The sequence below is a fragment of the Streptomyces turgidiscabies Car8 genome, from assembly GCF_000331005.1.
In the GTDB taxonomy this organism is placed as follows: Bacteria; Actinomycetota; Actinomycetes; order Streptomycetales; family Streptomycetaceae; genus Streptomyces; species Streptomyces turgidiscabies.
The window spans coordinates 1-25,788 of record NZ_AEJB01000017.1 but is presented as its reverse complement, the minus strand read 5'-3'; the positions used below and the strand labels follow the sequence as shown (position 1 = coordinate 25,788).

Here is a 25,788-nt window from a genome sequence, read left to right as displayed (position 1 = left end):
GCCGTCACACACGCCTTCGCGAACACCCGATGGCTACGAGATGCGCACCGGGTTAACCACGTCCGCCACCAGGACCAGCAGCGTGAAGCAGATGAAGAGTCCCGCCACCACATAGGCGACCGGCATCAGCTTCGCCACGTCGAACGGACCCGGGTCCGGGCGCTTGAGCAGCTTCGCCGTGTTCCGTCGCAGCGACTCCCACACGGCGCCCGCGACATGGCCGCCGTCCAGCGGCAGCAACGGCAGCATGTTGAAGAGGAAGAGGGACAGGTTGAAGCCCGCCACCAGCATCAACGCCATCGCCAGCTGCTGGGTGGGCGGGATGTCCAGGGTGAAGATCTCACCGCCCACGCGGGCCGCGCCGACGACGCCCATCGGGGAGTCCGCCGCGCGTTCGCCGCCGTCGAAGGCCGCGTTCCACAGGGCGGGGATCTTGCCGGGCAGGCTCGCGATGGAGTCGACGGCCTCGCCCATCCGGTCGCCCATCCAGGTCACCGAGTCGCCGAAGTCCTGGCGGACGATGCCGGTGGCCGCGCCGAAGCCGAGGAAGCCGGCCGTGACGTACTGGCCCTGGACGATCTGGCCGCTGGAGTCCTTCTTCGCCACCTGGTTCGAGGCGATCTTCGCGTGCAGGGTGACCTGCTCGCCCTTGCGGTCGACGACGATCGCCACGTCCTTGCCGGGGTTGGCGCGGATCTCGTCCGAGAGCTTGTTCCAGGCGTCGACCTGGACCCCGCCGAAGGAGAGGATCTTGTCGCCCGCCTTGAGGCCGGCCGCCGCGGCCGGGGAGGCCTCGTCGGTCGTACGGCACTTGTCGCGGCCCTCGCTCTGGGCGATGACGCACTGGGAGACGGAAGCCACAGTGGTGGTCTGCTGCGAGACGCCGAAGCCCATCAGGACGGTCAGGAACAGGGCCACCGCGAGGATCAGGTTCATGAACGGGCCCGCGAACATCACGATGACGCGTTTCCACGGCTTGCGTGTGTAGAACAGGCGCTTCTCGTCGCCCGGCAGCAACTCCTCGAAGGACTGGGCGCGCGCGTCCTCGATCATGCCCCGCCAGGGGGAGGTCGAGCGGGCCTCTATGCGGCCGTCCGGGCCCGGCGGGAACATCCCGATCATGCGGATGTAGCCGCCGAACGGGATCGCCTTGAAGCCGTACTCGGTCTCACCCTTCTTGCGCGACCAGATCGTCGGACCGAAGCCGACCATGTACTGCGGTACGCGGATGCCGAAGAGCTTCGCCGTGGAGAGATGTCCCAGCTCGTGCCAGGCGATCGACACCAGCAGGCCGATCACGAAGACGACTATGCCCAGGACCATCATCAGTGTCGTCATGCACGGGCCTCCGCCGCTTGCGCTGTCTTCGTCTGCTGTTTCTTCGTCTGCTGTGTCAGTTCCCGGGCCCTCGCCCGCGCCCAGGACTCCGCTTCAAGGACGTCCGCGACGGTCAGGGAAGTTCCCGTAAGAGGGATGCCGTGCTCCTCGACCACCCGCGTCACGGTCTCCATGATTCCGTTGAACGGTAGCCCGCCGGCGCGGAACGCCTCCACGCACTCCTCGTTGGCCGCATTGAACACCGCGGGGGCCGTGCCCGCGAGCTGCCCCACATGCCGGGCGAGGCCGACCGAGGGGAAGGCGTCGGTGTCGAGTGGGAAGAACTCCCACGTCGACGCCTTGCTCCAGTCGAACGCGGGCGCGGCGTCAGGAACGCGCTCCGGCCAGCCGAGGCCGATCGCGATGGGGCCCCGCATGTCGGGGGGCGTGGCCTGGGCCAGTGTCGATCCGTCCGTGAACTCAACCATCGAGTGGACATACGACTGCGGGTGCACGACCACCTCAATGCGGTCGAAGGGAATGTCGTAGAGGAGGTGTGCCTCGATCACCTCCAGGCCCTTGTTGACGAGGGTCGCGGAGTTGATCGTGATCACCGGGCCCATCGCCCAGGTGGGGTGCGCCAGCGCGTCCTCGACGGTCACATCGGCCAGCTGCGCCTTCGTACGGCCGCGGAAGGGGCCGCCGGACGCCGTCACCACGAGCTTGCGCACATCGGAACGGGTACCGGCCGCGAGAGCCTGGAACAGGGCCGCGTGCTCGGAGTCGACCGGGATGATCTGGCCCGGCTTGGCGAGCGCCTTGACCAGCGGGCCGCCGACGATGAGCGACTCCTTGTTGGCGAGCGCGAGGGTGCGGCCCGCCTTCAGCGCGGCGAGGGTGGGGGCGAGGCCGATGGAGCCGGTGATGCCGTTCAGCACGGTGTGGGAGGGGCCGGCGGCGAGGTGGGTGGCCGCCTCCGGTCCGGCGAGGATCTCGGGGAGCGGCTCCCCGGCGCCGTAGCGCGTGCTCAGTGCCTCGCGCAGGGCCGGTACGGCGGTCTCGCGGGCCACCGCGACCGTGCGTACGCGCAGCCGCTGGGCCTGCTCGGCGAGGAGCTCCACCCGACCGCCGGCGGCGGAGAGCCCGGTGACCCGGAAGCGGTCCGGGTTGCGCAGCACGAGGTCGATGGCCTGGGTGCCGATCGATCCGGTGGAACCGAGGATCACCACGTCCCGCGGACCGCCTTCGGCGACGGGGTCGAAGACGACGTGCGGGTCTGCGAGTGGGGCTGGACTGTCGGTCATCCCTCCATTGTGGCCGCTGCCACCGATAGTGAGGACAGGGCGTCCCTCCCGTGAGTGTCCATAAGTGAAACCCACATACAGATCATGTGATAACACTTCTTCCCTGACCGGTGGACGACCGGTCAGTCGTGGACGAAATCCTGGGGGGATCTCGATGCGCATCCGACGTACCGCCCTGCCCGCGCTCGCGGGCGCCGTGGCCCTGACCGGCGCGGTTCTCAGCACTCCGGCCGAGGCTGCCGGTGGTGTGGTCATCCGGCACGTGTGGTTCGACAGTCCGGGCTCGGACACCGGTTCCAACGCCTCCCTCAACGGGGAGTGGGTGGAGATCAAGAACACCAGTTCGGCGTCCATATCGCTGAAGGGCTGGATCCTGAAGGACGTCGCCAATCACAAGTACACCTTCGCCAATCTGAAGATCGGCGCGGGCAAGACCATGAAGATCCGCACCGGCAAGGGCACGGACACCGCGGCGACGAAGTTCCAGAAGCGTGCCTGGTACGTCTGGAACAACACCAGCGACACGGCGATCCTGACGAGAGCGAACGGGTCGAAGGTCGACGACTGCAAGTGGACGACCAGCGACCCGAGCGACAAGTGGTGTTAGCTCCGCTGGACGGGCGGTTCACTGCCTGCGGGTAGGTGGGGGCTTGTCGGCTTGTCGCGCCCACGCGGCGAAGCCGCAGTTCGGCACGGCCCCGCGCCCCTGTAGGGGCGCGGGGACACGTTCAGCGGATGGGGCGGTGCAGGTTCTCCTGGCGTGTCGGGCCCGGGGTGGCGTCCGCGATCCAGGGGCCGTCTCCCGAGAGGTCGACGACTCCCTCCTCCAGCCAGGTGTACGTGCCGGCGAGGACGTTCCTGACCACCGCGCGGTCGACGTCGTCGGTGTTGGTCCACAGCCGGCCGAAGAGTTCCTCGACGCGGACCCGGGCCTGGCGGCAGAAGGCGTCGGCCAGTTGGTAGGCCTCGTGGCCGTTCTGGCCCTGGGCGCGCAGGAGTTCGGCGCGTACGCAGGCCGCGCTCATCGCGAACAGTTCGGCGCCGATGTCGACGATCCGTCCGAGGAAGCCCTGCTTGGTCTCCATCCGGCCCTGCCAGCGGGACATGGCGTAGAAGGTGGAGCGGGCCAGCTTGCGGGCGCCGCGCTCGACGAACCGAAGATGCGGCGAGAGGTCGACCTCGCGTTTGAACTCGCTGTACGAGTTGGGGAGTTGACCGGCTCCCGTGACGAGCTTCGGCAGCCACTTGGCATAGAAGACACCGGCGTTCGCGCCCGCCTTCGCCTTGTCCGACAGCGACTTCTCGGGGTCGATGAGGTCGCCGGCGACCGTCAGATGGGCGTCGACCGCCTCGCGGGCGATCAGCAGGTGCATGATCTCGGTCGAGCCCTCGAAGATGCGGTTGATCCGGAGGTCGCGCAGGATCTGCTCGGCCGGGATCGCCCGTTCTCCGCGGGCGGCGAGCGACTCGGCCGTCTCGAAGCCGCGTCCGCCGCGGATCTGGACGAGTTCGTCGGCCATCAGCCAGGCCATCTCGGAGCCGTACAGCTTGGCGAGGGCGGCCTCGATGCGGATGTCGTTGCGGTTCTCGTCGGCCATCTGGGAGGAGAGGTCCAGGACGGCTTCGAGGGCGAAGGTGGTGGCCGCGATGAAGCTGATCTTCGATCCGACCGCCTCGTGCAGCGCGACCGGCCTGCCCCACTGCTCCCGTACGCCCGACCACTCCCGGGCGATCTTCAGGCACCACTTGCCGGCGCCCACGCACATCGCCGGCAGCGACAGGCGGCCCGTGTTCAGGGTCGTCAGGGCGATCTTGAGGCCCGCGCCCTCGGGGCCGATCCGGTTGGCGGCCGGGACACGGACCTGGTGGAGGCGGGTGACGCCGTTCTCCAGGCCGCGCAGGCCCATGAAGGCGTTGCGGTGTTCGACGGTGACGCCCTCGGAGGCGGTCTCGACGACGAACGCGGTGATGCCGCCCTTGTGGCCCTCCGACTTCGGTACGCGGGCCATGACGACGAGGAGGTCGGCGACGACACCGTTGGTCGTCCAGAGCTTGACCCCGTCGAGGACGTAGTCGTCGCCGTCCGGTACCGCGGTGGTGGCGAGGCGGGCCGGGTCGGAGCCGACGTCCGGTTCCGTCAGCAGGAACGCGGAGATGTCGGTGCGGGCGCAGCGCGGCAGGAACTCGTCCTTCTGTTCCTGGGTGCCGAACAATTTCAGCGGCTGCGGTACGCCGATCGACTGATGGGCGGAGAGCAGCGCGCCGAGCGCCGGGTTCGCGGAGCCCACCAGGGCGAGCGCCTTGTTGTAGTACACCTGGGTGAGGCCGAGACCGCCGTACTTGGTGTCGATCTTCATCCCAAGGGCGCCGAGCTCCTTGAGCCCGTTGATCACCTCGTCCGGAATCAGGGCCTCGCGCTCGATGCGGGCCGCGTCGATCTTCGTCTCGCAGAAGTCGCGCAGCCTGGCGAGGAACTCCTCACCGCGCCGCGCGTCCTCGGCGGCCGGGAGCGGGTGGGGGTGGATGAGGTCGAGGCGGAAGCGGCCGAGGAACAGTTCCTTGGCGAAGCTCGGCTTCTGCCACCCCTGCTCCCGGGCGGCCTCCGCGACCTGGCGGGCCTCCCGCTCGGTGACGGTGGGTTTGCTCATGGGTTTGCCTGTGGGGTTGCCGGTGGGGTTGCCGGTGGGTTCGGTGGTGGGTTTGGCTGGGCTTGCGGACATGAGGCACACCTCGCCGCGAATCGGGATCTTGAGGACCGTACGTTACTGATCGGTGCTACTCGATCGTTGGTACCCGATTACGGGCGACCCCACCAGTCCTCGCGCGACGCGGTACCGGGACGTCGTTTCGCGCAGGCACTCCCCAGTGGCCGCCGCCGGGTGCGAAAGTGGCCCTCCTGGCCGAAAAAGCTCCGAGAATCGTTGTCGAAGCGCTTCGACAACATATGGACACCCACTCGTGGTGGCGTTACTGTCGTTCCACCCCTCACTCGCTGTTATCCGTCGCCGATATCCGTCATGCGCACTGTCGAAGCGCTTCACACAATGCTTGGAGAGCTGGATGGTCACCCTCGCCGAGGTCGCCCAGCACGCCGGAGTCTCGGCGAGCACGGTGAGCTATGTCCTCAGCGGCAAGCGGTCCATCTCCGTGGGCACACGGCAGCGGGTGGAGCAGAGCATCCAACAGCTCGGCTACCACCCGAACGCGGGCGCCCGGGCGCTGGCGAGCAGCCGTTCCAACATCATCGCCCTGATGGTCCCGTTGCGTACCGACATGTACGTGCCGGTGATGATGGAGATCGCCATCGCGGTGGCGACCAGTGCCCGCACCCATGGGTACGACGTACTGCTGCTCACCGGCGAGGAGGGCCCCGACGCCGTGCGCCGGGTGACCGGCAGCGGGCTCGCCGACGCGATGATCCTGATGGACGTCGAACTCGACGACGAGCGGCTGCCGTTGCTGCGTGACACGGACCAGCCGTCCGTCCTCATCGGGCTGCCGGCCGCCACCGAGGGCCTGACCTGCGTCGACCTCGACTTCGGGGCCACGGGCGCGCTGTGCGCCGAGCACCTCGCGCAGCTCGGGCACCGGGACATCGCTGTCATCGGCGAGGCACCCGCGGTCTACGAACGGCACACCGGTTTCGCCGAGCGCACGCTCGACGGACTGCGGTTCCGGGCACGGGAGTTGGGGGTGCGGGTGCTGCACCGGCCGTGCGAGGGCGGGTACGACGCGATGACGGTGACGCTCGCCCGGATCTTCGACGAACGGCCGGGCACCACGGGCTTCGTCGTACAGAACGAGTCGGCGGTCGAACCGCTGCTCGCGCTGCTGCGCCAGCAGGGGCGGGCGGTGCCGGAGGACGTGTCGGTCATCGCCGTCTGTCCGGACCAGGTCGCCACCCAGGCCTCGGTGCGGCTGACGTCCGTCGCCATTCCCGCCCAGGAGATGGGCCGCCGCGCGGTGGAACTGCTGATCGCCAAGCTCGAAGGGCACGGGAGTGACGAAGTCGCGCTGATCGCGCCCGAGTTGACGGTGCGGGCCAGTACGGGTCCGGCCCCCGCCACGTCCTGAACCAGGCACTCCCGACACCGGCTGAACCGCTCACCCCGCACACCGGCTGAACCGGTCACCTCCTGAACCGCCCGCCACCGATCCGACCACCACAACCGAACCCTCGCGACCAACGCCCGGACGTCCGACGGGCGTTGATGACCCCTGCCTGTCCCGGTCCGGCCGAGCCGTGCCCGGATCCTCCTCCCCCCACGCCTTCCCCTCTCCTCTGCTCACTCCTTCCTTCACTCCTTCCATCAGGAGCCGCCACGTGAACCAGCCCGCCGAAACCCTGCCCCCGTCAGGCGCGGTCAGCCTCGCGCAGTCCTCCCCCACCGTCGGTACGTTCCGTGAGCGGGACGGCGCGCTGGAGTGGAGCGGCCGCCAGGAGACCGTACGGATCGAGCCCTGGGGCCCGGACGCGGTCCGGGTCAGGACACGGCTCGGTGGGCCGGTCCTGGAGGGGCTGCCGGGTGCGCTCCTGGACGAGCCGCCGTCGACGCCGTACACCGTCAAGATCGAGGGCGGGCAGGGGCAGTTGACCGTCGGCGCGCTGACCGTCGAGGTGAGCGCCGAGGGCCTTATCCGGTTCCTGCGCGGCGATGACGCCGCCGAGCTGCTCGCCGAGGAGCGGGCGCACTTCTGGTGGCCGGGCTCGCGTCTCTACACGGCTGTCGGCAACGGCTACCACCGGCTGGAGCAGCGGTTCGCCGCCTACGAGGACGAGAAGCTGTTCGGGCTCGGCCAGCACCAGCACGGCCGGTTCGACCAGAAGGGTGTCGTGCTGGACCTCGTGCAGCGCAACGCCGAGGTGTCCGTACCGGTGCTCACCTCCAGCCGCGGTTACACCCTGCTGTGGAACAGCCCGGCGATCGGGCGCGTGGAACTGGCGGGCAACGGGACGCGCTGGGTGGCGGATTCGGCCCGGCAGATCGACTACTGGATCACCGCCGGGCAGCCTGCCGACGCGCAGCGGCGCTACAGCGCGGTGACGGGCCGTACGCCGATGCTGCCGGAGTGGGCGGCCGGCTTCTGGCAGTGCAAGCTGCGCTACCGCACGCAGGACGAACTCCTCGATGTGGCCCGGGAGTACAAGCGTCGCGGACTGCCGTTGCGGGCCATCGTGTGCGACTTCTTCCACTGGACGCATCTGGGCGACTGGAAGTTCGACCCGGCCGAGTGGCCCGACCCGGCCGCCATGGTGCGGGAGCTGGAGGAGATGGGCGTCAAGCTCGTCGTGTCCGTCTGGCCTTCGGTGTCGCCCCTCTCCGAGAACCATCAACTGATGGAGCAGCGCGGCTACTTCATCGGCACGCAGTACGGCCCGATGGCGCACGCCGACTGGCCCGACAAGGGTGTCGCGTCCACCGTCCAGGTCGCGTTCTACGACGCCACGAACCCGGAGGCCCGCGAGTTCCTCTGGTCGAAGATCCGCGACAACTACCTCGCCCCGTACGGCATCACGGCGTTCTGGCTGGACGCCTGTGAGCCGGAGCTGAAGCCCGGCTTCCCGGAGAACCTGCGGTACTGGGCGGGCCCCGGCCTGGAGGTCGGCAACCTGTACCCGCTGGAGAACGCCCGCACGTTCTACGAGGGCCTCGTCGCGTCCGGCGAGGACGAGGTGATCAGCCTCAACCGCTCGGCGTGGGCGGGCAGTCAGCGCTACGGCGCCGCTCTGTGGTCGGGTGACATCGGGGTCGACTTCCCGACCCTGCGTCGCCAGATCGCGGCCGGTCTCAACACCGCCCTCTCCGGCATCCCCTGGTGGAACACCGACATCGGCGGCTTCCACGGCGGCGACCCGGACGATCCGGCGTACCAGGAGGTGATGGTCCGCTGGTTCCAGTTCGGCGCGCTGTCCCCGCTGATGCGTCTGCACGGTTTCCGCGACCCGGGTATGCCCCTGGGCCCCGACATGACCGGCGGCCCCAACGAGGTGTGGTCGTACGGCGAGAAGGCCGGCGTGATCCTGGAGTGGTACGTCCGGCTGCGTGAGCGTCTGAAGCCGTATGTGCTGCGGGTCATGCGGGAGGCGCACGAGGAGGGGCTGCCGGTGATGCGCCCGCTGTTCCTGGAGTTCCCGGGGGACCCGGCGGCGTGGTCCGTCGACGACGCGTATCTCTTCGGTCCCGATCTGCTGGTCGTCCCGGTGCTGACGGCGGGCGCGACGACCCGTACGGCGTATCTTCCGGCGGGGGCGAGCTGGACGGACGCGTGGACCGGTGAGACGTACGAGGGTGGTGCGGCCGTGACGGTCGACGCGCCCCTGGACCGCATCCCGCTGTTCCTGCGGGACGGGGCGCGACTGCCTGTGGCGGAGTAGCGGCGCCCCGACGCGGCGGCGGCCGGCCCATCGAGCGGAGGGCCGGCCGCCTGTTAATGCTGGGTTTCCTGTGAACTCCGATGCAGGAAAGGGTAGTTGGGTGGGTAAGGACCCTCCGTCCAACTCCACTCCCCGTCGAAGGGTCCCCCCACCCGTGTCCCCACCCGTGTCCTCACCCCCGCTTGCTCTTCAGCTGGCCGACCTCCTGCTCCGGCCGGCCCACCGCTCCCGCCGGACCCCCGGCCATGTCTTCGACCGGCTGGTCGCCGACGCCGGACAGGCGCCGGGCGACGAGGACTTCGTCGACGGCTTCCGTTCCCTGCTGGGCCACTGGGCCCGGGACGAGAACCTCACCCCGGTCGGCTGGATGTCCGCGCAGGGACACGTCCGCAGGCATCTCGCCAACAGGGCGCGTGTCCTGCGGCTGATCGCCGAGCGGCCCGCGATCACCGAGGAGCCCATCGAGAGACCGGTGTTCGTGGTGGGTCTGCCGCGTACCGCCACCACGCTCACCCACGGGGTGCTGTCCCTCTCGGACGAGCACCGATGTCCCAGGTTGTGGGAGTTACTGACACCCGACCTCGACGGCACCCCCGAGCAGCGGCGGAAGGCGGTGCGCGCCGCGCGCATGATGGTCGGCGGCATCAACCTGTTCGCCCCGCGCTACCGCGACATCCACCCGATGACCGCCGAGGGCCCGGACGAGTGCACCTTCGCCCTCCCGCACACGATCATGCCGTTGTCCCAGGCCCGTATCCCCGAGTACCGAGCGGCCCTGCAGGAGCGGGACTTCGTCCCCGACTACGCGTATCTCAAGCAGATCTACCAGGTGCTCCAGTACGGTCGGCCGCGCCGCCGCTGGGTTCTCAAGTCCCCTCTGCACACCGGGAACCTGGACGCACTGCTCCGGGTCTTCCCGGACGCCACGATCGTGTGGACCCACCGTGATCCGGCCGCCGTGGTGGCCTCGTTCTGCAGTCTCATCGAGCACGGCATGGCGATCACGCTGCGCCCCCTGGACCTGCCCGGACTCGGCGCCACCTGGCTGGAGCTGCTCAGCGAGTCCGTGCGCCGCGGCCTCGCCGCCCGTGCCGCCGTCCCGCGCGAGTCCCTGGTCGACGTGCCGTACTCCTGGCTCGGCTCCAACCCGGCGACGGGCGCCCCGAAGCTCTACGCGGCCGTCGGCGCCCGCTGGACCGACGCCGACGCCGCCCGGCTCGCCGCGGTGGCCGCCCGCCCCAAGGGCAGCCGCCCGCACAGCTACGACCTGGCCCGGTACGGGCTGACCGGCGCCGACGTCGACGCGGCCTTCGCCGACTACAACGCCCTGCGGGCCGAGGTCGACCGCGCCTGAACGGCACGGCCTGCCCCGGCCCTTGTCACCGGCTCCTGTTCTTCCTGTCTTCGGTCCGACCGCGTCAGCTGCTGCTGACCGTCAGGTTGTTGGTGGTGAAGTTCAGGCCGCCGGAGGACGAGGTGATCTCGAACCCGAACTGCACGTCACCGATCGTCTCGTTGCCGAACCAGCCCTTGGTGTCCTTGATCCACTTGAGGATCGGCAGGATGTTGACCGAGCCGGACGTCGAGTTCGAGGTGCGGACGAACGAGAAGACCTCGTTCGCGCCGTTGTTGCCCTTGTAGACGGTCCAGGTGTGGCCGCCCAGCGTCACGTTGCCCTGCGAGGTGCCGAGCGGGCCGACGGCTCCGGTCTTGTTGACCCAGAGCATGATCTCGTAGTCGTAGTCGGTGTCCCAGATGTCGTACGACGTGTTGTACGCGCCGGACGACGGGACGGTGACGTTGTAGTTGCTGGTGAGCGAACCGAGCGAGGTGATCGACTTGTTGATCACCTTCTTGGAGTTGGGGTAGGACTTGATGCCGCCGGTGTTGGGGTGGTTGGCCCAGACTCCCCAGTTGGTACCGGAGTTGGCCCAGGTGCACTGGCTGCCGGCTCCGGAGCCCCAGATGTTGTTGTAGAGGGTGTAGCCGTTCAGGCTCGTGTTGCCGTACTGGTCGCAGGAGTTCCAGACGGCGGCCGAGGCGGGGGCGGAGGCGAGACCGACGGTGACGCCGAGCGCGAGAGCGGGGGCCAGCATGGCCTTGGTGATCCGGCTCAGCATGCGGGTGCGTGTTGCCATGGGGGTTCCTTCCAAGGGTGGGGGGAAATGCGGGTGTGGGGGGTGTGTGCTGTTTTGTCTGCTGCGCTGTTCCTCGGTGCGGTTACCGCGGTCCCAGGTCGAGAACGCGGTCTTCTCCGGCGACGAGATCGAGCGTGTGCGCGCCGGAGGAAGTCCTGAGGTCGATACGGCGACTACGGGTGGGACGTACGACGGCCCGGCCCCGCCCCGGCCCCCAGTCGAGGTCCACCTCCGCGCCGAACCGCGTCCGTACGCCCCGGAGTCGGCCCGTGGGGCAGGCCGCCGGGAGCGCGGGCAGGAGGACCAGTCGGTCGGGGGTCGACTGGACGAGCGCCTCGATGAGCGCCGCCGGCAGGGCGTGGGCGGCGTCGGCGTTGTAGACGTCCCGCCCCGGGTAGTGGGAGCTCATCAGGGAGGTGTGGAAGAAGTCGCCGTCGAGCACCTGGCCGAGGGCTTGGGTGACCCGTTCGCCGTCGCGGAGGCGGGCGGCGATCAGCGCGTGGTGCAGGTGGCCGTGGGCCGAGTCGTTCTCGGCGCCCCGGAGTTGGAGGGCGCGGTACGCGGCGGCGGCGAGGTCCGGGGTGTCGTACGGGTTGATCTCTTCGAGGGGCCAGACCCCGTAGAGATGGCTGAGGTGACGGTGGTCGTAGGTGTCGTCGAGGCCGGGCCACGCCCATTCGGCGAGGGCGCCGTCGGCGTTGATCCGGTGCGGTGGGAGCAGGTCGGCCAACGCCCGCCAGCGGTCGGCCCGTTCGGGGTCACCGGGGTCGTCGGGGTGGTGTTCGGCGGCGGCGAGCAGTGCGTGCCGGGCCGCCGAGAGGTCCATGGCGGCGTTGAGGGCACCCCAGCTCGCGTTCGCCGGACGGTTCTCCGGCGAGTAGGAGGGGACGACGACGAGGTGTCCGTCGGCGTCGGTGCGGGTGAGGAAGTCCTCGTAGAACAGGGCGACTTCGGCGAGCAGGGCGACCGTGCGCGGGTCATGGACGCCCTCGGTCTCGTCGTGGTCGAGGAGCGGCTTGAGCAGCCAGTCGGCGCCGGCCGTCCACAGGTGGAGGGGGTACTCCCGGGAGAAGTGGTACGTCAGCCCGGACTCGCCGTCGGTGTGCGAGGGCGCGACCACGCCTCGGGCGCCGAAGACCGCGCGGGCGTTCTCCCGCCAGTCGCCGAGCTGACGATGGATCAGGGAGGCGTGGGCCTCGGTGACTTCGGGGAGGGCTCCGGCCGCCGCCGAAGCGGTCTGGAGGTTGAGGTTGGCGTTGGTGGTGAACGCCCCGGACCAGGCGGTGTTCCAGTCGCCGGTCCACAGGCCGACCAGCCGGGGCGGGAGCATTCCACTGGCCGACAGCAGGTGGTAGCGGCCAGCGGCGAAGAGGCGCTCCAGGAGGGCGGGGCTCTTCGTTCGGGTGAGCAACTCCGCGCCGGGCAGGGCGCGTTCGTCTTCGTCCGCTGCGAGGTCGAGGGTGACACGGTCGTAGGCGGTGCGGTGGAGCAGGGTGTGCCGGGCGAGGAGACGCTCGTACGTCTGCTGCTCATCCGGCTGCTCATCCGACCCCGGTTCACCGTCCGGGTCCGGCAGCAGCTCCCGCAGGGCCCGGACATGATCCGCCGTGTCCAGTTCACCGACGTGCCGGACGACGCGGGTCAGCAGCAGCACGGACTCGGCGCCCTCGACACGGACGCCGGGCGGGGTCAGGGTGGTCTCCCCGCCGGTGGCCACGACCAGGGTCACCCCGGTGTACGCACGGTCGCTGCCGGGGTACCGGGCCCGGAGCGTGAGCAGGGCACCCTCCGGGGTACGCACCACACTCTGGCCGACCCCCAACTCGGCTGGGGCGCCCGGGAGTCGGTGGTCGAGATCGATGTCGAGGGTGAGAGTGGCGCCGCCGGTTGGGCGGGGGCTACGGGTGCCGCCGGGGGTCTTGGCATCGCCGGGGAGGCCGGCGTGGCCGGGGCCACGGGTTCCGCCAGAGGTCCCGGCGGGGCCAGGGACGCCGGAACCCCGGGGTCCGCCGGTGACACCCGCAGTCGCGGAGACACCGGGGTGGCCGGGCCCGCTGGGGTAGCCAGGGCCACTGGGGTCGCCAGGGGTCCCGCTGTCGCCCGGGACACCCGAGCCCCGGCTCCCGCCGACGACACCCGCAGTCGCGGAGACGCCGGGGTGGCCAGGACCACGGGTGCCGCCAGAGGACCCGGTGTCGCCGGGGACACCCGCGCCCCGGGGCCCGCCGGTGACACCCGCTGTTGCGAAGGCGCCGGGGTGGCCAGGACCACGGGTGCCGCCAGAGGACCCAGCGTCACCGGGGACACCCGCGCCCCGGGGCCCGCCGGTGACACCCGCTGTCGCGGAGACACCGGGGTGGCCAGGACCGCCAGGGACGTCAGGGCCGCGGCTGTCGCCAGGGGTCCCGCTGTCGCCGGGGACACCCAAGCCCCGGCTCCCGCCGACGACACCCACAGTCGCGGAGACGCCGGGGTGGCCAGGACCACGGGTGCCGCCAGAGGACCCAGCGTCACCGGGGACACCCGCGCCCCGGGGCCCGCCGGTGACACCCGCTGTCGCGGAGACACCGGGGTGGCCAGGACCGCGCTGGGCGCCAGGGCCGCGGCTGTCGCCAGGGGTCCCGCTGTCGCCGGGGACACCCAAGCCCCGGCTCCCGCCGACGACACCCACAGTCGCGGAGACGCCGGGGTGGCCAGGACCACGGGTGCCGCCAGAGGACCCAGCGTCACCGGGGACACCCGCGCCCCGGGGCCCGCCGGTGACACCCGCTGTCGCGGAGACGCCGGGGTGGCCAGGACCGCGCTGGGCGCCAGGGCCGCCGGTGACGTACTGGACGATGACGTCGTCCGCGCGGGACACGAAGACTCGGCTGTGCCAGGAGTCGGACTGGGCGTCGGTGACTCCGGTGGTGAAGTCGACGGAACGGCGGTAGTCGCGCCCCTCCCCCGCCGGTGGGCCCCCGCGCAGCCGGACCTGGAACGCCGGGTGGAAGGGCTGCACCCACTGCAGTTCCCGTCCGTCGGTGAAGCTCTCGGCGGCCGTGGCGTCCCCGGTCAGCAACCGGTCCTGGAGGGCGGTCAGTTGGTCCGCCAACTGCGGCGGGCGGGCGTGTTCGCCGCCGTTCGGGCGTACGAGGGTGTGGTGCGTGACGACGACCCGGTCACTCTCCGGGTCGCCGAACACCAGCGCGCCGTGGCGGCCGTTGCCGCTCAGGTAGCCGTCCTCCCAGCGGGTCGCGGGGCGTGGTTCCCAGGTTCCGTGGACAGGGCCGTGGACGGCTCCGTCGGCTGTCATGGCTTCAGCACCGCCACTCCGTACCGGTCCAGCGACACCGTGTCCATGACGATGTCGCCGGTCAGCAGGTCCCGGTGGACGCCGGGTACCTGGACGGTGACCGGGTCGCAGCCGTGGTTGAGTACGAAGAGCAGCTCACCGCGCCGGACCGCCTCGACTCCGGCGGGCAGCCCGTCCAGCACCGGCCGGACACCCGCGTCGGCGCCGATCCGCGCGAGGAGGTCACGCAGCGCTTCGGGCTCGGGGAGCGTGGAGAGGTACCAGGCGCGCCCCTTGCGCAGCACCGCCGGCAGCCCGTCGAGTTCGCCGCCCTTGTACGGGGTGACCTCGTCGGCGCCGTCGGCTTCCAGCTCCTCGGACCACAAGTGGCCCTGGAATCCGTCCGTTTCGACGGTCTCACCCGCGTCCAGCGGCCACCACTCGTGCAGGGTGCCCAGCCCGAACAGCTCGCGCAGCCGCACGTCCATACCGCCGGGCCGCACCCGGTCGTCCTCGTCGGCGACTCCGGTCAGGAAACCGCAGACGAGGGTGCCGCCGCCTCGTACATAGGCGAGGAGGTTGTCGATCGCCGCGTCCGTGAGCAGGTACAACTGCGGTACGACGACGAGCCGGTAGGCCGACAGGTCGTGCTCGGGGTGGGCGAAGTCCGTCGCGAGACGCGCCTCCCACAGGGCGCGGTGCCAGGCCCGTACGACCTGCGCACAGTCCACCTCGGAGGAGAGCCGGCCGTCCTGGGCGCCGGCCCACCAGGCGTGCCAGTCGTGGAGGACGGCGATGTCGTTGACAGTGTGACTGCCCGTCACCTCGCCACTGATGGTCGCCAATTCGGCGCCGAGCTGCTTGATCTCCTGGAAGGTGCGGCCCTGTTCGCCGGCGTGGCTGACCATGCCGGAGTGGAACTTCTCGGCGCCCTGACGGGACTGGCGCCACTGGAAGTAGCAGACGGCGTCGGCGCCTCGCGCCACCGCCTGGAGGGACCAGAGTCGGTTGAGGCCGCGCGGCTTGGGGTGGTTCACGCCCCGCCAGTTGACGGGGCCGGCCGCCTGTTCCATCAGCATCCACGGGCCGCGCGCCTGCGAACGGGTCATGTCCTGTACGAGCGCGCCCTGTTGGGCGCCGAACGGGTCGCGCGGGTCGGGGTAGAGGTCGACGGAGACGACGTCCTCCTCCTGGACCCAGCGCCAGGCGTCCTGTCCCACCCACATCGGCATGAAGTTGGTGGTGACCGGGATGTGCGGGGTGTGGCGGCGGACGATGTCGCGTTCCGCGAGGTAGCACTCCAGGAGCGCGTCGGAGGTGAAGCGTTTGAAGTCGAGGACCTGGGTGGGGTTGCGCATGTAGTGCGGGAGGCGCGGCGGCAGGATCTCCTCCCAGTCGCCGTACCCCTGGCTCCAGAACGCCGTTCCCCAGGCTTCGTTGAGAACGTCGAGTGTGCTGTACCGGTCCTGGAGCCAGCGACGGAAGGCGGTGGCCGACTCGTCGCCCCAGTCGTAGGTGCAGTACTCGTTGTTGATGTGCCACATGGTGAGGGCGGGATGGCTGCCGTAGCGGGCGGCCAGGTCCTCGGTGACGGCGGCGGCGTAGCGGCGGTAGACGGCACTGGAGTGCGCGAAGTGCTGGCGCCCGCCCCACCACTCGATCCGGCCGTCCTCGGCGACGGGCAGGGTCTCCGGGTGGAGTCGGCCCATCCAGGGCGGCGGTGAGGAGGTGGGTGTGGCGAGGACGACGCCGATGCCGTTGTCGTGCATCAGGTCCATCAGGCGGTCCAGCCAGCCGAACTCCCGTGCCCCCGGCTGGGGTTCGAGCTTCGCCCAGGAGAAGACGCCGAGCGTGACCGAGTTGACGCCGGCGTCCTTCATCAGCCGGACGTCCTCGTGCCAGGTCTCCTCCGGCCACTGCTCGGGGTTGTAGTCGCCGCCGAAGAGGACGCGCCCCCGGGTGGCGTCACCGAGCCCCGGCATCAGACGGGCTCCCCGTACTGGATGCCCCGTCCGTTGGTGGCGAGGTAGACACGGCCGAAGACGCGCGGGTCGCCGGTGATGGCCTCGCCGGTCCACCCCCACTGATGGGCGTCGTCGTTGATCCGCGTCCAGGTCTTCGCCTCGTCGTCCGAGCGGTAGACGGCGGTGATGGTCTCGGTGGAACCCACCATGTAGATCGCCGGGTACGCGGCGCCCTTGGCCGCGCGCCCGAACCCGAGCGTGTGCGAGGCCCAGCAGCTGGCGACCTTGGCGAAGGTGGCGCCGCCGTCGGTGGACCGGTGGAGCCCGTTCCCCTTGGTGCTCAGCCACAGGTCACCCACCCTTCCCGGCGCCGCGACCAGCTCGAACTGGCTGTCACCGGAGGGCAGTCCACTCGCCCGGGCCGTGAAGGTGAGGCCGCTGTCCGTGCTGGCGTACAGCGTTCCCGAGTCGGTGTCGTACGCGTAGAAGCGCTTCGGGTCGGCCGGGTCGGCGACCGGCGTGGCGCCCTTCGGTACGGAGGAGACCTCGGACCAGGTCGCGCCGTTGTCCGTGGAGCGCTGGGCCGGGTACTTCGTGCCGTCCCAGTGCACGAAGGTCCACACCAGCACGCTGCCGTCGGCGTTGGTGGCGATCGGGCCCGGTGCGTCCTTGGCGATGCCGGGCTGGGCGGCGAAGGGCGCCCAGCTGCGACCGCCGTCGTTCGAGAAGGCCCCGTTGCCGTTGTCGCCCCACCCTGTGCGGACGACGTACGAAGGCTTGGCGGCGGCCTGGGAGAGTCCCGTCGCCGATCCGAACACGGGGTTCGACGCCATCCCGCGCGACGGGGACGCCGTGAGCCGCTCGTGGTACATCACGCCGATGTCCCCGAGCCCGCTGAGCAGGTGCGCCTCCCCGACCGGGGGCGAGATCAGCTGGCGTACGGACGTCTCCTCCAGGCCGCGGATCTGCGGGGCCCAGTGCTTGAGGTCGCGGGTGCCGTAGAGGGTCGCGCCGGTCCCGTAGACGATGTGCCGGGAGTCGTAGGGGTCGAGGGCGAGTGCCTGGATCCACCAGCCGAACTTCGGCTTGTCCTGGGCCCAGTTGAGGAAGGGGGTCTCGGACACGTCGAACACGGCGCTGTCCTTGAGGGACGTCCAGGTGCGGCCGCCGTTCGTGGACCGGAACACCGTGTCGATGTCGGCCCAGCGGTTGTTGGTGGAGACGACGAGGGTGCCGGGCCGGCAGGCGTCGACGGCGACTCCGCCGTAGGCGAAGGTGTCGGCGGAGCCGTCGGCGGTGGTCCCGCCCGGCAGAACCGGGCTCACGTCCGTCCAACTCCCGGTCGTGGTGCGCAGCTTGTGCACACTGCCGTCCGACTGCCCGTTGGGGCCGGCCGCGTTGCCGTACGTCACGTACAGGTCGCGGGTCTGCTTGTCGTAGGCGGCGCGGATCGGCACCTTGGCGGAGGTGACGCCGACGGGCTGTCCGGGTACGGCTTCCCATCTGGTGCCGTCGGTGGTGCGGTACAGGTTGGCCGTACCGGCGGTGCCCTTTCCGTCACCGTCGCCCCAGCCGGCGTAGACGGTACGGCCGGCCGCGACCAGGAGGGTGACGCCCTGGCCGCTCGCGCTCGGGGTGGCCGGGAAGGTGCTCGCGGTGGTCCAGGTGGCGCCCCGGTCGGTGGACTTGAGGAGTCCGTCGTGCCGGGTGCCCAGCCACAGGGTGTCGCTGTCACGTGGGTCGACGAGCAGCCGCTCGCCGGTGCCGCGCCCGTCCTCGTTGGCCCCGACCTTCACGGTCAGGTCGGTGCGCTTCCAGGTCGCGCCCCGGTCCTCGGAGCGCAGGACGGCACCGTTTCCGGCCCACGACTGGGCGTAGGTGCCGAGGGAGAGGTAGACGCGGTCGGGGTGCGCGGGGTCGACGGCGATCGCCTCCACCCCGAGGAGGTTCCAGTCGTCCCAGCCGAGGTGATCGGTGAGCGCGGTCCAGCGGGCGGCCCGGTCGTCCCAGCGGTAGGCGCCGCCGATGTCGGTACGGGCGTAGGCGAGACCGCGGACGGACGGGTGGAACAGCACTCCGGTGACGAACCCGGTGCCGCCGATGACGGCGGTACGCCAGCGGTAGGCGGGGGTCGCTGCGGCGCCGGAGGCCGCCTGGGCCGCCGTACCGGACAGGGACACGGCGGAGAGCGCGGCAACGGCGGCGCTCCCGGCAAGTACGGCACGTCTACTCGGACGGGACGAAGACATGACTTACCTCGATCTTGGAAAAGGGGGGAGGAAGACGCGCCCCATCAGGGGCGCGGGGAACTGCGCGATCAACGACAACAGCCCCGCAGTCGCCAATGGACCGCAAGAGGCACCCCGTACAGCGAACCCACGACCTCAGCCCTTGACGGCGCCGGTCAGCATGCCCTTCTTGAAGTGCCGCTGCACGAACGGGGAGAGAACCGCCACCGGAAGGAGGGCCATCACCATGACCGCCATCTGCACGGCGAGACCGGACAGCTGACCGGTCTTGATGGCCTGCCCCAGACCGACCGGAGCCTCCTGTTTCTGCACAAGCTGGATCATGATGTTCTGCAGCGGCATCATGTCCTGGTCGTTGAGGTAGAGCGACGCGTTGAACCAGGCGCTCCAGTACCCCACCGCGTAGAACAGCGTGATCACCGCGACGACCGCACGGGACAACGGCAGGACGATCTGCCACAGGATGCGGAAGTCACCGGCTCCGTCGATGCGCGCACTGTCGATGAGTTCCGGCGAGATCCCCATGAAGAAGCCCCGCAGCACCAGGATGTTGAAGATGCTCACCGCGCTCGGCAGGATCAGCGCCAGATAGCTGTCCGTCAGGCCGAGGGACTGCACCAGCAGGTAGGTGGGGATGAGGCCGGCGCTGAAGAACATGGTCGCCAGCAGCGTCATCAGGATCCCGCGGTGGGCGAGGGAGCCGCTGCGGGACAGGCCGTAGGCGCACATGATGGACACCGCCATCGAGAACAGCGTGCCGCCCAGGGTGACGAAGATGCTGATGAGCGCGGCGCGGGTGACCTGGCCGCCGCTGAGCAGTTCCTGGTAGGCGATGAAACTGAGGCCCTTCGGCACGATCACCAGGCCGCCCGCCTCGTCGATGGTCTTCCGCGAGGAGAGGCTGGTGACGATCACGATCCACAGCGGGAAGACCACCGCCAGGCAGGCGAACGCCAGGGCGATGCCCTTGCCCGCGAGGCCTGCCTTCGAGGGCTCTTCCTCCCACGCCGGGCGCGGAGGCGCCGCCCACCAGCGGGGCGCCTTCTGCTGTACCGGCTCGGTGTCCTGGCGGGGCTCCCACATCACGGACGTCATTTCTTGTACACCCCCTGCTCGCCCATGAGATGGGCCACCTTGTTCGCGGCGAGGACCAGACCGATGCTGACCACGCCCTTGATGAGACCGGCGGCGGCCGCGTAGCCGAAGTCCTGGTTGCGTACGCCGTTCCACCACACGAAGGTGTCGAGGATCTCCCCGGCGTCCGTGCCGACGCCGTCGCGTTGCAGCAGGATCTGTTCGAACCCGACGGTCAGGGCGTCGCCGACGCGCAGCACGAGGAGGAGAGCGATCACCGGACGCAGCGCGGGAAGCGTGACGTGCCACATGCGGCGCCAGCGTCCGGCGCCGTCCATCGCGGCGGCCTCGTAGTGGTCCGTGGGCACCGAGGCCAGGGCGGCGAGGAAGACGATGATCCCCCACCCCGCGTCCTTCCACACGCTCTGCGCGGTGATCAGGAAGGGGAAGGTGTCCGGGTTGGTCATGATGTCGAGGCCGTCGTACCCGTTCTGCCGCAGCAGCTGGGAGAGCATCCCCGCGCCGCCGAACATCTGCTGGAAGACGGCGATGACCAGCACCCAGGAGAAGAAGTGCGGCAGGTAGAGAACGGCTTGTGCCACGGCCCGTATTCGGGGCCTGACCACGCTGTTGATGAGCAGCGCCAGCAGGATCGGGATCGGGAAGAACAGCACGAGCTGGACGAAGAACAGCACCAGCGTGTTCTGGACGGCGTTCCAGAAGGCGGAGTCCTCGAAGATCCGCTGGAAGTTCTCCAGGCCGACGAAGGGGCTGTGCAGGATGGAGACGATGCCGTTGTCGCTGATGTAGGGGTCGTAGTCCTGGAAGGCGACGACGTTGCCGAGGATCGGCAGGTAGTTGAAGACCAGGACCAGCGCGATGGCCGGCAGCGTCATGAGGATCATGACGCGGTCACGTCTGTACCTGAGCCGGAGGCTCAGCTTGCCCGAGACCCGTACCTTGCGGGTGTCGGTGGCGTCGTCGGAGGTGGCGTCGTCGGACGCCACCGCGGTCTTCACCGGTGTGCTGGCCTCGGCACTGCTCCGAGGCACCGTGCCGTGGGACACAGCCGTTCTCCTTGCCTCAGAGCCTGATCAGCTCGCCGCCGTGCCGTTCTCGTCGAGGAGCTTCTTGTACCAGTCGCGCAGCTGGTCGCCGCCCTTGCTCTTCCAGTCGGAGACGGCCTGCTGCATGTCGCTGATCTTCTTGTGGCCGCGGATGATGTCGTCCTCGAGCTGTTCGAAGTCGTTGGCGAGGTTGGTGTAGCGGGAGGGCTCGGTGATCTGCAGGCCCCAGAACGACGACTTCTTGGTGAAGGCGCCCATCCGCTGCTCCCACTCGACGCTGGCCTTCGTGATGTCGGGGAGGTCGGGGTGGGCGATGGTCGGGGCGGGGCTCGCCACCATGACGTAGGCGTTGAGGACCTCGTTGTTGCCCTTGTCGTTCTTGACCGGCACGCCGTCCTTGAGGGTGTAGTGCGTGCCCTCGACGCCGTAGTTGGTCATCATCCATTCCTTGGTGCCGTACGGCGCCGCGGTGACGTTGGCGACCGCCAGCGCGTCACGGACGACGGACTCGGAGGCCTTCTTGCTGACGAAGGCGAAGATGCCGGCCGGGTTCTGCGCGTACAGCGTCGGGTCACCCCCGTCGTGGCCCCAGATGTCCATGCCCCAGATCTTGAAGTCGGGGTTCGTGGTGGCCTGGGAGGCCTGCTGGCCGTACCAGTTGACGAGGTTGTTGTTCCAGATCAGGAACTCGCCGGCGGCGAACTTGGGCGCCGGGTCGACCGCCGAGCTCTTGCCCAGCTTGAAGTCGGGGTGCACGACTCCGGCGGCGAACAGCTTGCGCGTCCACTCGATGGCTTCGAGGTACTCCGGGGTCTCCAGGCGGTTGATCAGCTTGCCGTCGACCAGGTTCCACCAGAGCGGCTTCTCCCCGCCGCCGAGCACCCCGAAGTTGTTCATCGCGGTCCACTTCATGTCACCGCAGGCCCACACCTTCGCCCGGGCGTTGGTGATGTCCTTGCACAGGGCCATGAACTCGTCGGAGGACCGCGGGACTTCGTAGCCCTCCTTCTCGAAGAGGTCCTGGCGGTACAGGGGCGTGATGTTCTGGATCGACGAGGAGGGCATCGGCAGGCCCATCAGCTTGCCGCCGAAGATGGAGCGCTGCCAGGCGCCGCTGGGGATCGCCGCGAGGTTCGGGTACTCCTTGACCTTGTCGCCGGACAGATACGGGCCGAGGTCGGCGAACTTGCCGGCGATGGCGCTGGGTATCTTGCCCATCATGTTCCAGCCGGGGACGACGACCACGTCGGGCACGTCGCTGGAGGCGAGGACCGCGCCTAGCTTCTGGTCGTAGGTGTTGCCGTCCTGGTTCCGCCACTGGACGTCGACGCCGATCAGGTCGTTCATCGACGTGTAGTAGGGGTTGTCGCCCTTGGGCGGCGAGCCCCAGAACGGCGACATGATGGTGACCTTGCCGCCACTGCCGAGCTTCTTCGCCACCGACGTCTTGAGCGTGGCGATGTCGAGCGGGGCGGTGAAGCCCATCGACGAACCGTTCTTCGACGGGATGTCCGGCTGCACCACGTTGCTGGCCACGAAGGCCGGCAGGATCTTCTTCGCGTCCTTGCCCGACGTGGTGCCCTCGCGCGACTTGCTGTCCGAGCCTCCGCAGGCGGCGAGCAGCGGCATCCCGCCCGCGACCGCTGCGGTGACGACCGCGGTGGAGGCGAGGAAGCTTCTCCGGCTCGGTACGGAGGAGGCGGAGGAGGCGTTCGGCGTCATTGCGTCAACCCTTCATGGCGCACCAGGACACCCGGCGGTGGAGCCGTCGGCTGCGGTGTCTTGAGTGTTACTGGCTGAGCTGAAGCGATTCTCCGACTCGTGCTACGGCAATCCGCAGTCGAAGCGCTTCGATGTTGCTGCGAGGTTAAGTGAACACCTGAGGGTGCACAAGGGTCGGTTCCAAGATTCCTCCGAGGTGCGAAGCCCTGTAGGGCGGCCCAAACCACCCCCCGGTGCCGCCTGACATCACGGGTGGGAGACGGATTTGTTGCGTCTGGGTCTCTTGACACCCACCCCCACGTCGAATGAGCATCGAAGCGCTTCGAATGCGCCGAGCCACTCCATTGCAAAGGGAACCCCACGTGACCGCACAAACGCCGCCTTCGCCGCCATTCCGCGATCCGCGGCTGCCGACCGCGAAGCGCATCGACGATCTGCTGTCGCGCCTCACCCTCGACGAACGGGTGGCGTTCCTGCACCAGTTCGCGCCCGCCGTCGAGCGGCTCGGCGTCGCCGCCTTCCGCACCGGCCAGGAGGCGCTGCACGGGGTGGCGTGGATGGGCCCGGCGACCGTGTTCCCGCAGGCGGTCGGTCTCGGCGCGACCTGGAACGAGGAGCTCGTGCAGCGAGTCGGCGAGGTGGTGTCCAGGGAGGTGCGGGCGATGCGCGCCCGCGACGACCGGGTCGGCCTCAACGTCTGGGCACCCACGGTCAACCTGCTGCGCCACCCCTTGTGGGGCCGTAACGAGGAGGGCTACTCGGAGGACCCGAAGCTGACCTCGGCGATCGCCACCGCCTACACGCGCGGCCTGCGCGGCGACCACCCCGCGTACTGGCGCACGGCCCCGGTCCTCAAGCACTGGCTGGCCCACAACAACGAGACCGGCAGGGACGTCACGTCCTCCTCGGTCCGCCCGCGCGTCCTGCACGAATACGATCTGCGCGCCTTCCGCGAGACGGTCGAGGCGGGCGCGGTGGCGGGTGTGATGCCCGCGTACAACCTGGTCAACGGCCGCCCCAACCACGTCTCGCCGCTCCTGGGCGAACACCTGCGCACCTGGACGGACGAGGACCTGCTGGTCTGCTCGGACGCAGCCGCGCCCTCCAACCTGGTCGACTCGGAGCACTACTTCGACACTCACGAGGAGGCGACGGCCGCCGCGCTGGTCGCCGGCGTGGACAGCTTCACCGATCACGGCACGGACAGTTCGAAGATCGTCGCCCGTCTTCAAGGTGCCCTGTCCCAGGGCCTGTTGACGGAGGAGGACATCGACAGGGCGGTCCGCCGCCAGCTCTCGGTGCGCTTCCGTCTGGGCGAGTTCGACCCGCAGTACGACCCGTACGCGAGCGTCCCGGACTTCGACACCCCGGCCCATCGCGCGCTCGCACTGGAGGCGGCGGAACAGGCGATCGTCCTGCTGAAGAACGACGCAGGCACCCTTCCCCTGTCCCCCGGCTCGCGCGTGGCGGTCGTCGGTCTGCTCGCCGACGAGTGCAAGGCCGACTGGTACAGCGGCACCCTCATCCACCGCTCGACGCCGCTGGAGGCGTTGTACGAGCGCTTCGGCGCCGAGCACGTCGAGTTCGCCGAGGGTGTGGACCGCGTACGGCTGCGCACGTCGGCCGGTACGTTCCTGCACGTACCGCCCGCCGAGGACGCGCCCGACGTCGCCCGGGGCGCCGAGGGCGCGCTGGACCCGGCCCTCCTCGCGGGCCGCACCGACCTGCCCGCGCTCACCGTCGACGCCGACGGCACCGAGTTCGCGCTGATCGACTGGGGCGAGGGCCTCCTGACGCTGCGGGCGCCCGACGGCCGGTACCTCTCGGTCGCGGAGGACGGCTACGTACGGGCGTCGGCGGACCAGCCGGGCGGCTGGGTCGTCCAGGAGACCTTCCGCCTGGAGCCCCACGGGTCCGGTGAGGCCGGTGAGGCCGATGGGTCCGGTGGGTCCGGTGATTCGCACAAGAACCGTCACCTCCTCAGGCACGTCGGTACGGGTCGCCACGTCTCTGTCGCCGCCGACGGCGTGAAAGTTGCCGACGGGAACGAGGCCCCTCCGGAGATCTTCGAACTGATCGTCGCCGAACGTGGTGAGGAATCGGTGAAGAGAGTGGCTGCCCGGGCGGACGTGGTCGTGGTGGTCGCGGGCAACGACCCGCACATCAACGGCCGCGAGACCGAGGACCGCACGACGCTCCGCCTCCCCGCCCACCAGCAGCGCCTGCTGGACGCGGCCCGTGCCGCGAACCCCCGGACGGTCCTGGCCCTGACCTCGGCGTACCCGTACGCCGTGGACGTCACGGAACTCCCGGCGGCCCTGTGGACGGCGCACGGCGGACAGGCGGCGGGCACGGCGCTGGCCCGCGTCCTGGCGGGCGACGTCTCTCCGGCGGGCCGCCTCCCGCAGACCTGGTACGCCGACGACGCGGACCTCCCCGACCTGCTGGACTACGACATCATCGGCTCCCGCCAGACGTACCTCTACTTCGAGGGCGCGCCCCTGTTCCCCTTCGGCCACGGCCTGTCGTACGCGTCGTTCGCGTACACCGACCTGACGGCCGAGGCGGCGGACGACGGGACGCTGCGGGTGTCGTTCACCGTCACCAACACCGGGGACGTCACGGCGGACGAGGTGGCGCAGCTGTACACGAGGGCGCCCGAGTCACCGGTCGCCCGCCCGCGCAGGGAGCTGCTGGCCCACCGCCGGATCACCCTGGCCCCGGGAGCATCGGCCTTCGTCTCCTTCGAACTCCCGCTCAGCTGCCTGGAGTTCTGGGACGTGGCGATCGGCGGCCGACGCCTCGCACCGGGCGCGTACGAGGTCCTGGTGGGCGCGTCGAGCGAGGACATCCGCGTGCTTACGACGGTCCAGGTGACCGGCACCCCGTCGGCACCCCGCCCGGTCCGTCAACTGGGCCTGTCGGCAGCCGACTTCGACGAGCAGACCGGCGTCGAGATCGTCGACCGTACGAAGGTGTCGGGAGACGCGGTCACTCCGGCGGGCGGCAAGGAGGCCGAACTGCTCTACCGGGACTGCGACTTCGGGGCGGGCCTCGCCGCGATCACGGTCGAGGTGGCCGGCGAGGGGGTGGTGGAGGTCGTACTCGACGACGACACGGAAGCCGCGGCCGTCCTGACACCGACGCCGACCGAGGGTCCGTACGACTACACGACGGTCCGCGCCACGCTCACCGTCGACAAGGACGGCGTGCACGACCTGCGCCTCAGACTGCGCGGCCCGTTGCGGCTGGCGCACGTCGGCTTCTCCGGCTGAGGGTCCGGAGAGGTCGGCACATGGAAGG

General features: G+C 69.9%; 15 protein-coding genes. 5 read left to right on the top strand and 10 right to left on the bottom strand.

Annotated elements, in window-relative coordinates; genetic code table 11:
- Positions 1–33 precede the first annotated feature (33 nt).
- A complete protein-coding gene (locus STRTUCAR8_RS01250) occupies positions 34–1,326 on the bottom strand; it encodes a M50 family metallopeptidase (RefSeq protein ID WP_179200509.1) in 1,293 nt (430 codons plus the stop codon).
- An 8-nt stretch (positions 1,327–1,334) separates the two neighbouring features.
- Complete coding sequence (gene dxr / locus STRTUCAR8_RS01245) at positions 1,335–2,621, bottom strand: 1-deoxy-D-xylulose-5-phosphate reductoisomerase (protein WP_006373537.1); 1,287 nt, start codon at positions 2,619–2,621, stop codon at positions 1,335–1,337.
- Positions 2,622–2,775: 154 nt separating this feature from the next.
- Between dxr and STRTUCAR8_RS01240 the strand changes: the two genes are divergently transcribed.
- Entirely contained in the window at positions 2,776–3,228 is a 453-nt protein-coding gene (locus STRTUCAR8_RS01240) for a lamin tail domain-containing protein (RefSeq protein WP_006373535.1), read from the top strand.
- A gap of 121 nt (positions 3,229–3,349) precedes the next feature.
- Here STRTUCAR8_RS01240 and STRTUCAR8_RS01235 read toward each other — a convergent pair whose 3' ends face one another.
- Positions 3,350–5,269 carry an acyl-CoA dehydrogenase family protein gene (locus STRTUCAR8_RS01235; protein WP_044471438.1) on the bottom strand — a complete coding sequence of 640 codons (1,920 nt, stop codon included), beginning with the start codon at positions 5,267–5,269 and terminating at the stop codon, positions 3,350–3,352.
- Positions 5,270–5,681: 412 nt separating this feature from the next.
- Between STRTUCAR8_RS01235 and STRTUCAR8_RS01230 the strand changes: the two genes are divergently transcribed.
- From STRTUCAR8_RS01230 to STRTUCAR8_RS01220, 3 genes are all read left to right on the top strand, one after another.
- Positions 5,682–6,695 (top strand): LacI family DNA-binding transcriptional regulator, encoded by a 1,014-nt coding sequence (locus STRTUCAR8_RS01230; protein ID WP_044471436.1) that lies wholly within the window; start codon positions 5,682–5,684, stop codon positions 6,693–6,695.
- Positions 6,696–6,945: 250 nt separating this feature from the next.
- Entirely contained in the window at positions 6,946–8,997 is a 2,052-nt protein-coding gene (locus tag STRTUCAR8_RS01225) for a glycoside hydrolase family 31 protein (RefSeq protein WP_006373547.1), read from the top strand.
- 166 nt (positions 8,998–9,163) lie between these two features.
- Positions 9,164–10,351, top strand: a complete 1,188-nt coding sequence (locus STRTUCAR8_RS01220; RefSeq protein ID WP_044471435.1) for a sulfotransferase family protein — start codon at positions 9,164–9,166, stop codon at positions 10,349–10,351.
- A gap of 64 nt (positions 10,352–10,415) precedes the next feature.
- Here STRTUCAR8_RS01220 and STRTUCAR8_RS01215 read toward each other — a convergent pair whose 3' ends face one another.
- The 7 genes from STRTUCAR8_RS01215 to STRTUCAR8_RS01185 all read right to left on the bottom strand — a co-directional run bounded on the left by STRTUCAR8_RS01215 (position 10,416) and on the right by STRTUCAR8_RS01185 (position 22,485).
- Positions 10,416–11,135, bottom strand: coding sequence for a glycoside hydrolase family 12 protein (locus STRTUCAR8_RS01215; protein ID WP_006373534.1), 720 nt, complete (start codon positions 11,133–11,135; stop codon positions 10,416–10,418).
- Between the two features lie 82 nt (positions 11,136–11,217).
- A complete protein-coding gene (locus STRTUCAR8_RS53785; protein WP_006373542.1) occupies positions 11,218–14,430 on the bottom strand; it encodes a glycosyl hydrolase family 95 catalytic domain-containing protein in 3,213 nt (1,070 codons plus the stop codon).
- On the bottom strand, positions 14,427–16,391 hold the full coding sequence (locus STRTUCAR8_RS01205; RefSeq protein WP_006373544.1) for a beta-galactosidase: 1,965 nt from the start codon (positions 16,389–16,391) through the stop codon (positions 14,427–14,429). Before STRTUCAR8_RS01205 ends, STRTUCAR8_RS53785 begins: the two co-directional genes overlap by 4 nt.
- Positions 16,391–18,622 (bottom strand): sialidase family protein, encoded by a 2,232-nt coding sequence (locus STRTUCAR8_RS01200; protein ID WP_006373541.1) that lies wholly within the window; start codon positions 18,620–18,622, stop codon positions 16,391–16,393. Before STRTUCAR8_RS01200 ends, STRTUCAR8_RS01205 begins: the two co-directional genes overlap by 1 nt.
- A gap of 135 nt (positions 18,623–18,757) precedes the next feature.
- Positions 18,758–19,717 (bottom strand): carbohydrate ABC transporter permease, encoded by a 960-nt coding sequence (locus STRTUCAR8_RS01195; protein ID WP_044471434.1) that lies wholly within the window; start codon positions 19,715–19,717, stop codon positions 18,758–18,760.
- Entirely contained in the window at positions 19,714–20,763 is a 1,050-nt protein-coding gene (locus STRTUCAR8_RS01190) for an ABC transporter permease (protein ID WP_006373536.1), read from the bottom strand. Before STRTUCAR8_RS01190 ends, STRTUCAR8_RS01195 begins: the two co-directional genes overlap by 4 nt.
- 27 nt (positions 20,764–20,790) lie before the next feature.
- Positions 20,791–22,485 carry a substrate-binding domain-containing protein gene (locus STRTUCAR8_RS01185; protein ID WP_006373533.1) on the bottom strand — a complete coding sequence of 565 codons (1,695 nt, stop codon included), beginning with the start codon at positions 22,483–22,485 and terminating at the stop codon, positions 20,791–20,793.
- Positions 22,486–22,847: 362 nt separating this feature from the next.
- On the opposite strand from STRTUCAR8_RS01185, the gene STRTUCAR8_RS01180 reads away from it, so the two are divergent.
- A complete protein-coding gene (locus STRTUCAR8_RS01180; protein ID WP_006373538.1) occupies positions 22,848–25,760 on the top strand; it encodes a glycoside hydrolase family 3 C-terminal domain-containing protein in 2,913 nt (970 codons plus the stop codon).
- Positions 25,761–25,788: the final 28 nt, after the last annotated feature.

Excerpts from the sequence above, each read along its gene's own strand:
- STRTUCAR8_RS01185 (WP_006373533.1), bottom strand. The coding sequence starts at position 22,485 with ATGACGCCGAACGCCTCCTCCGCCTCCTCCGTACCGAGCCGGAGAAGC.
- dxr (WP_006373537.1), bottom strand. The coding sequence starts at position 2,621 with ATGACCGACAGTCCAGCCCCACTCGCAGACCCGCACGTCGTCTTCGAC.
- STRTUCAR8_RS01215 (WP_006373534.1), bottom strand. The coding sequence starts at position 11,135 with ATGGCAACACGCACCCGCATGCTGAGCCGGATCACCAAGGCCATGCTG.
- STRTUCAR8_RS01250 (WP_179200509.1), bottom strand. The coding sequence starts at position 1,326 with ATGATGGTCCTGGGCATAGTCGTCTTCGTGATCGGCCTGCTGGTGTCG.
- STRTUCAR8_RS01195 (WP_044471434.1), bottom strand. The coding sequence starts at position 19,717 with ATGACGTCCGTGATGTGGGAGCCCCGCCAGGACACCGAGCCGGTACAG.
- STRTUCAR8_RS01230 (WP_044471436.1), top strand. The coding sequence starts at position 5,682 with ATGGTCACCCTCGCCGAGGTCGCCCAGCACGCCGGAGTCTCGGCGAGC.
- STRTUCAR8_RS01240 (WP_006373535.1), top strand. The coding sequence starts at position 2,776 with ATGCGCATCCGACGTACCGCCCTGCCCGCGCTCGCGGGCGCCGTGGCC.
- STRTUCAR8_RS53785 (WP_006373542.1), bottom strand. The coding sequence starts at position 14,430 with ATGACAGCCGACGGAGCCGTCCACGGCCCTGTCCACGGAACCTGGGAA.
- STRTUCAR8_RS01235 (WP_044471438.1), bottom strand. The coding sequence starts at position 5,269 with ATGAGCAAACCCACCGTCACCGAGCGGGAGGCCCGCCAGGTCGCGGAG.
- STRTUCAR8_RS01205 (WP_006373544.1), bottom strand. The coding sequence starts at position 16,391 with ATGCCGGGGCTCGGTGACGCCACCCGGGGGCGCGTCCTCTTCGGCGGC.
- STRTUCAR8_RS01200 (WP_006373541.1), bottom strand. The coding sequence starts at position 18,622 with ATGTCTTCGTCCCGTCCGAGTAGACGTGCCGTACTTGCCGGGAGCGCC.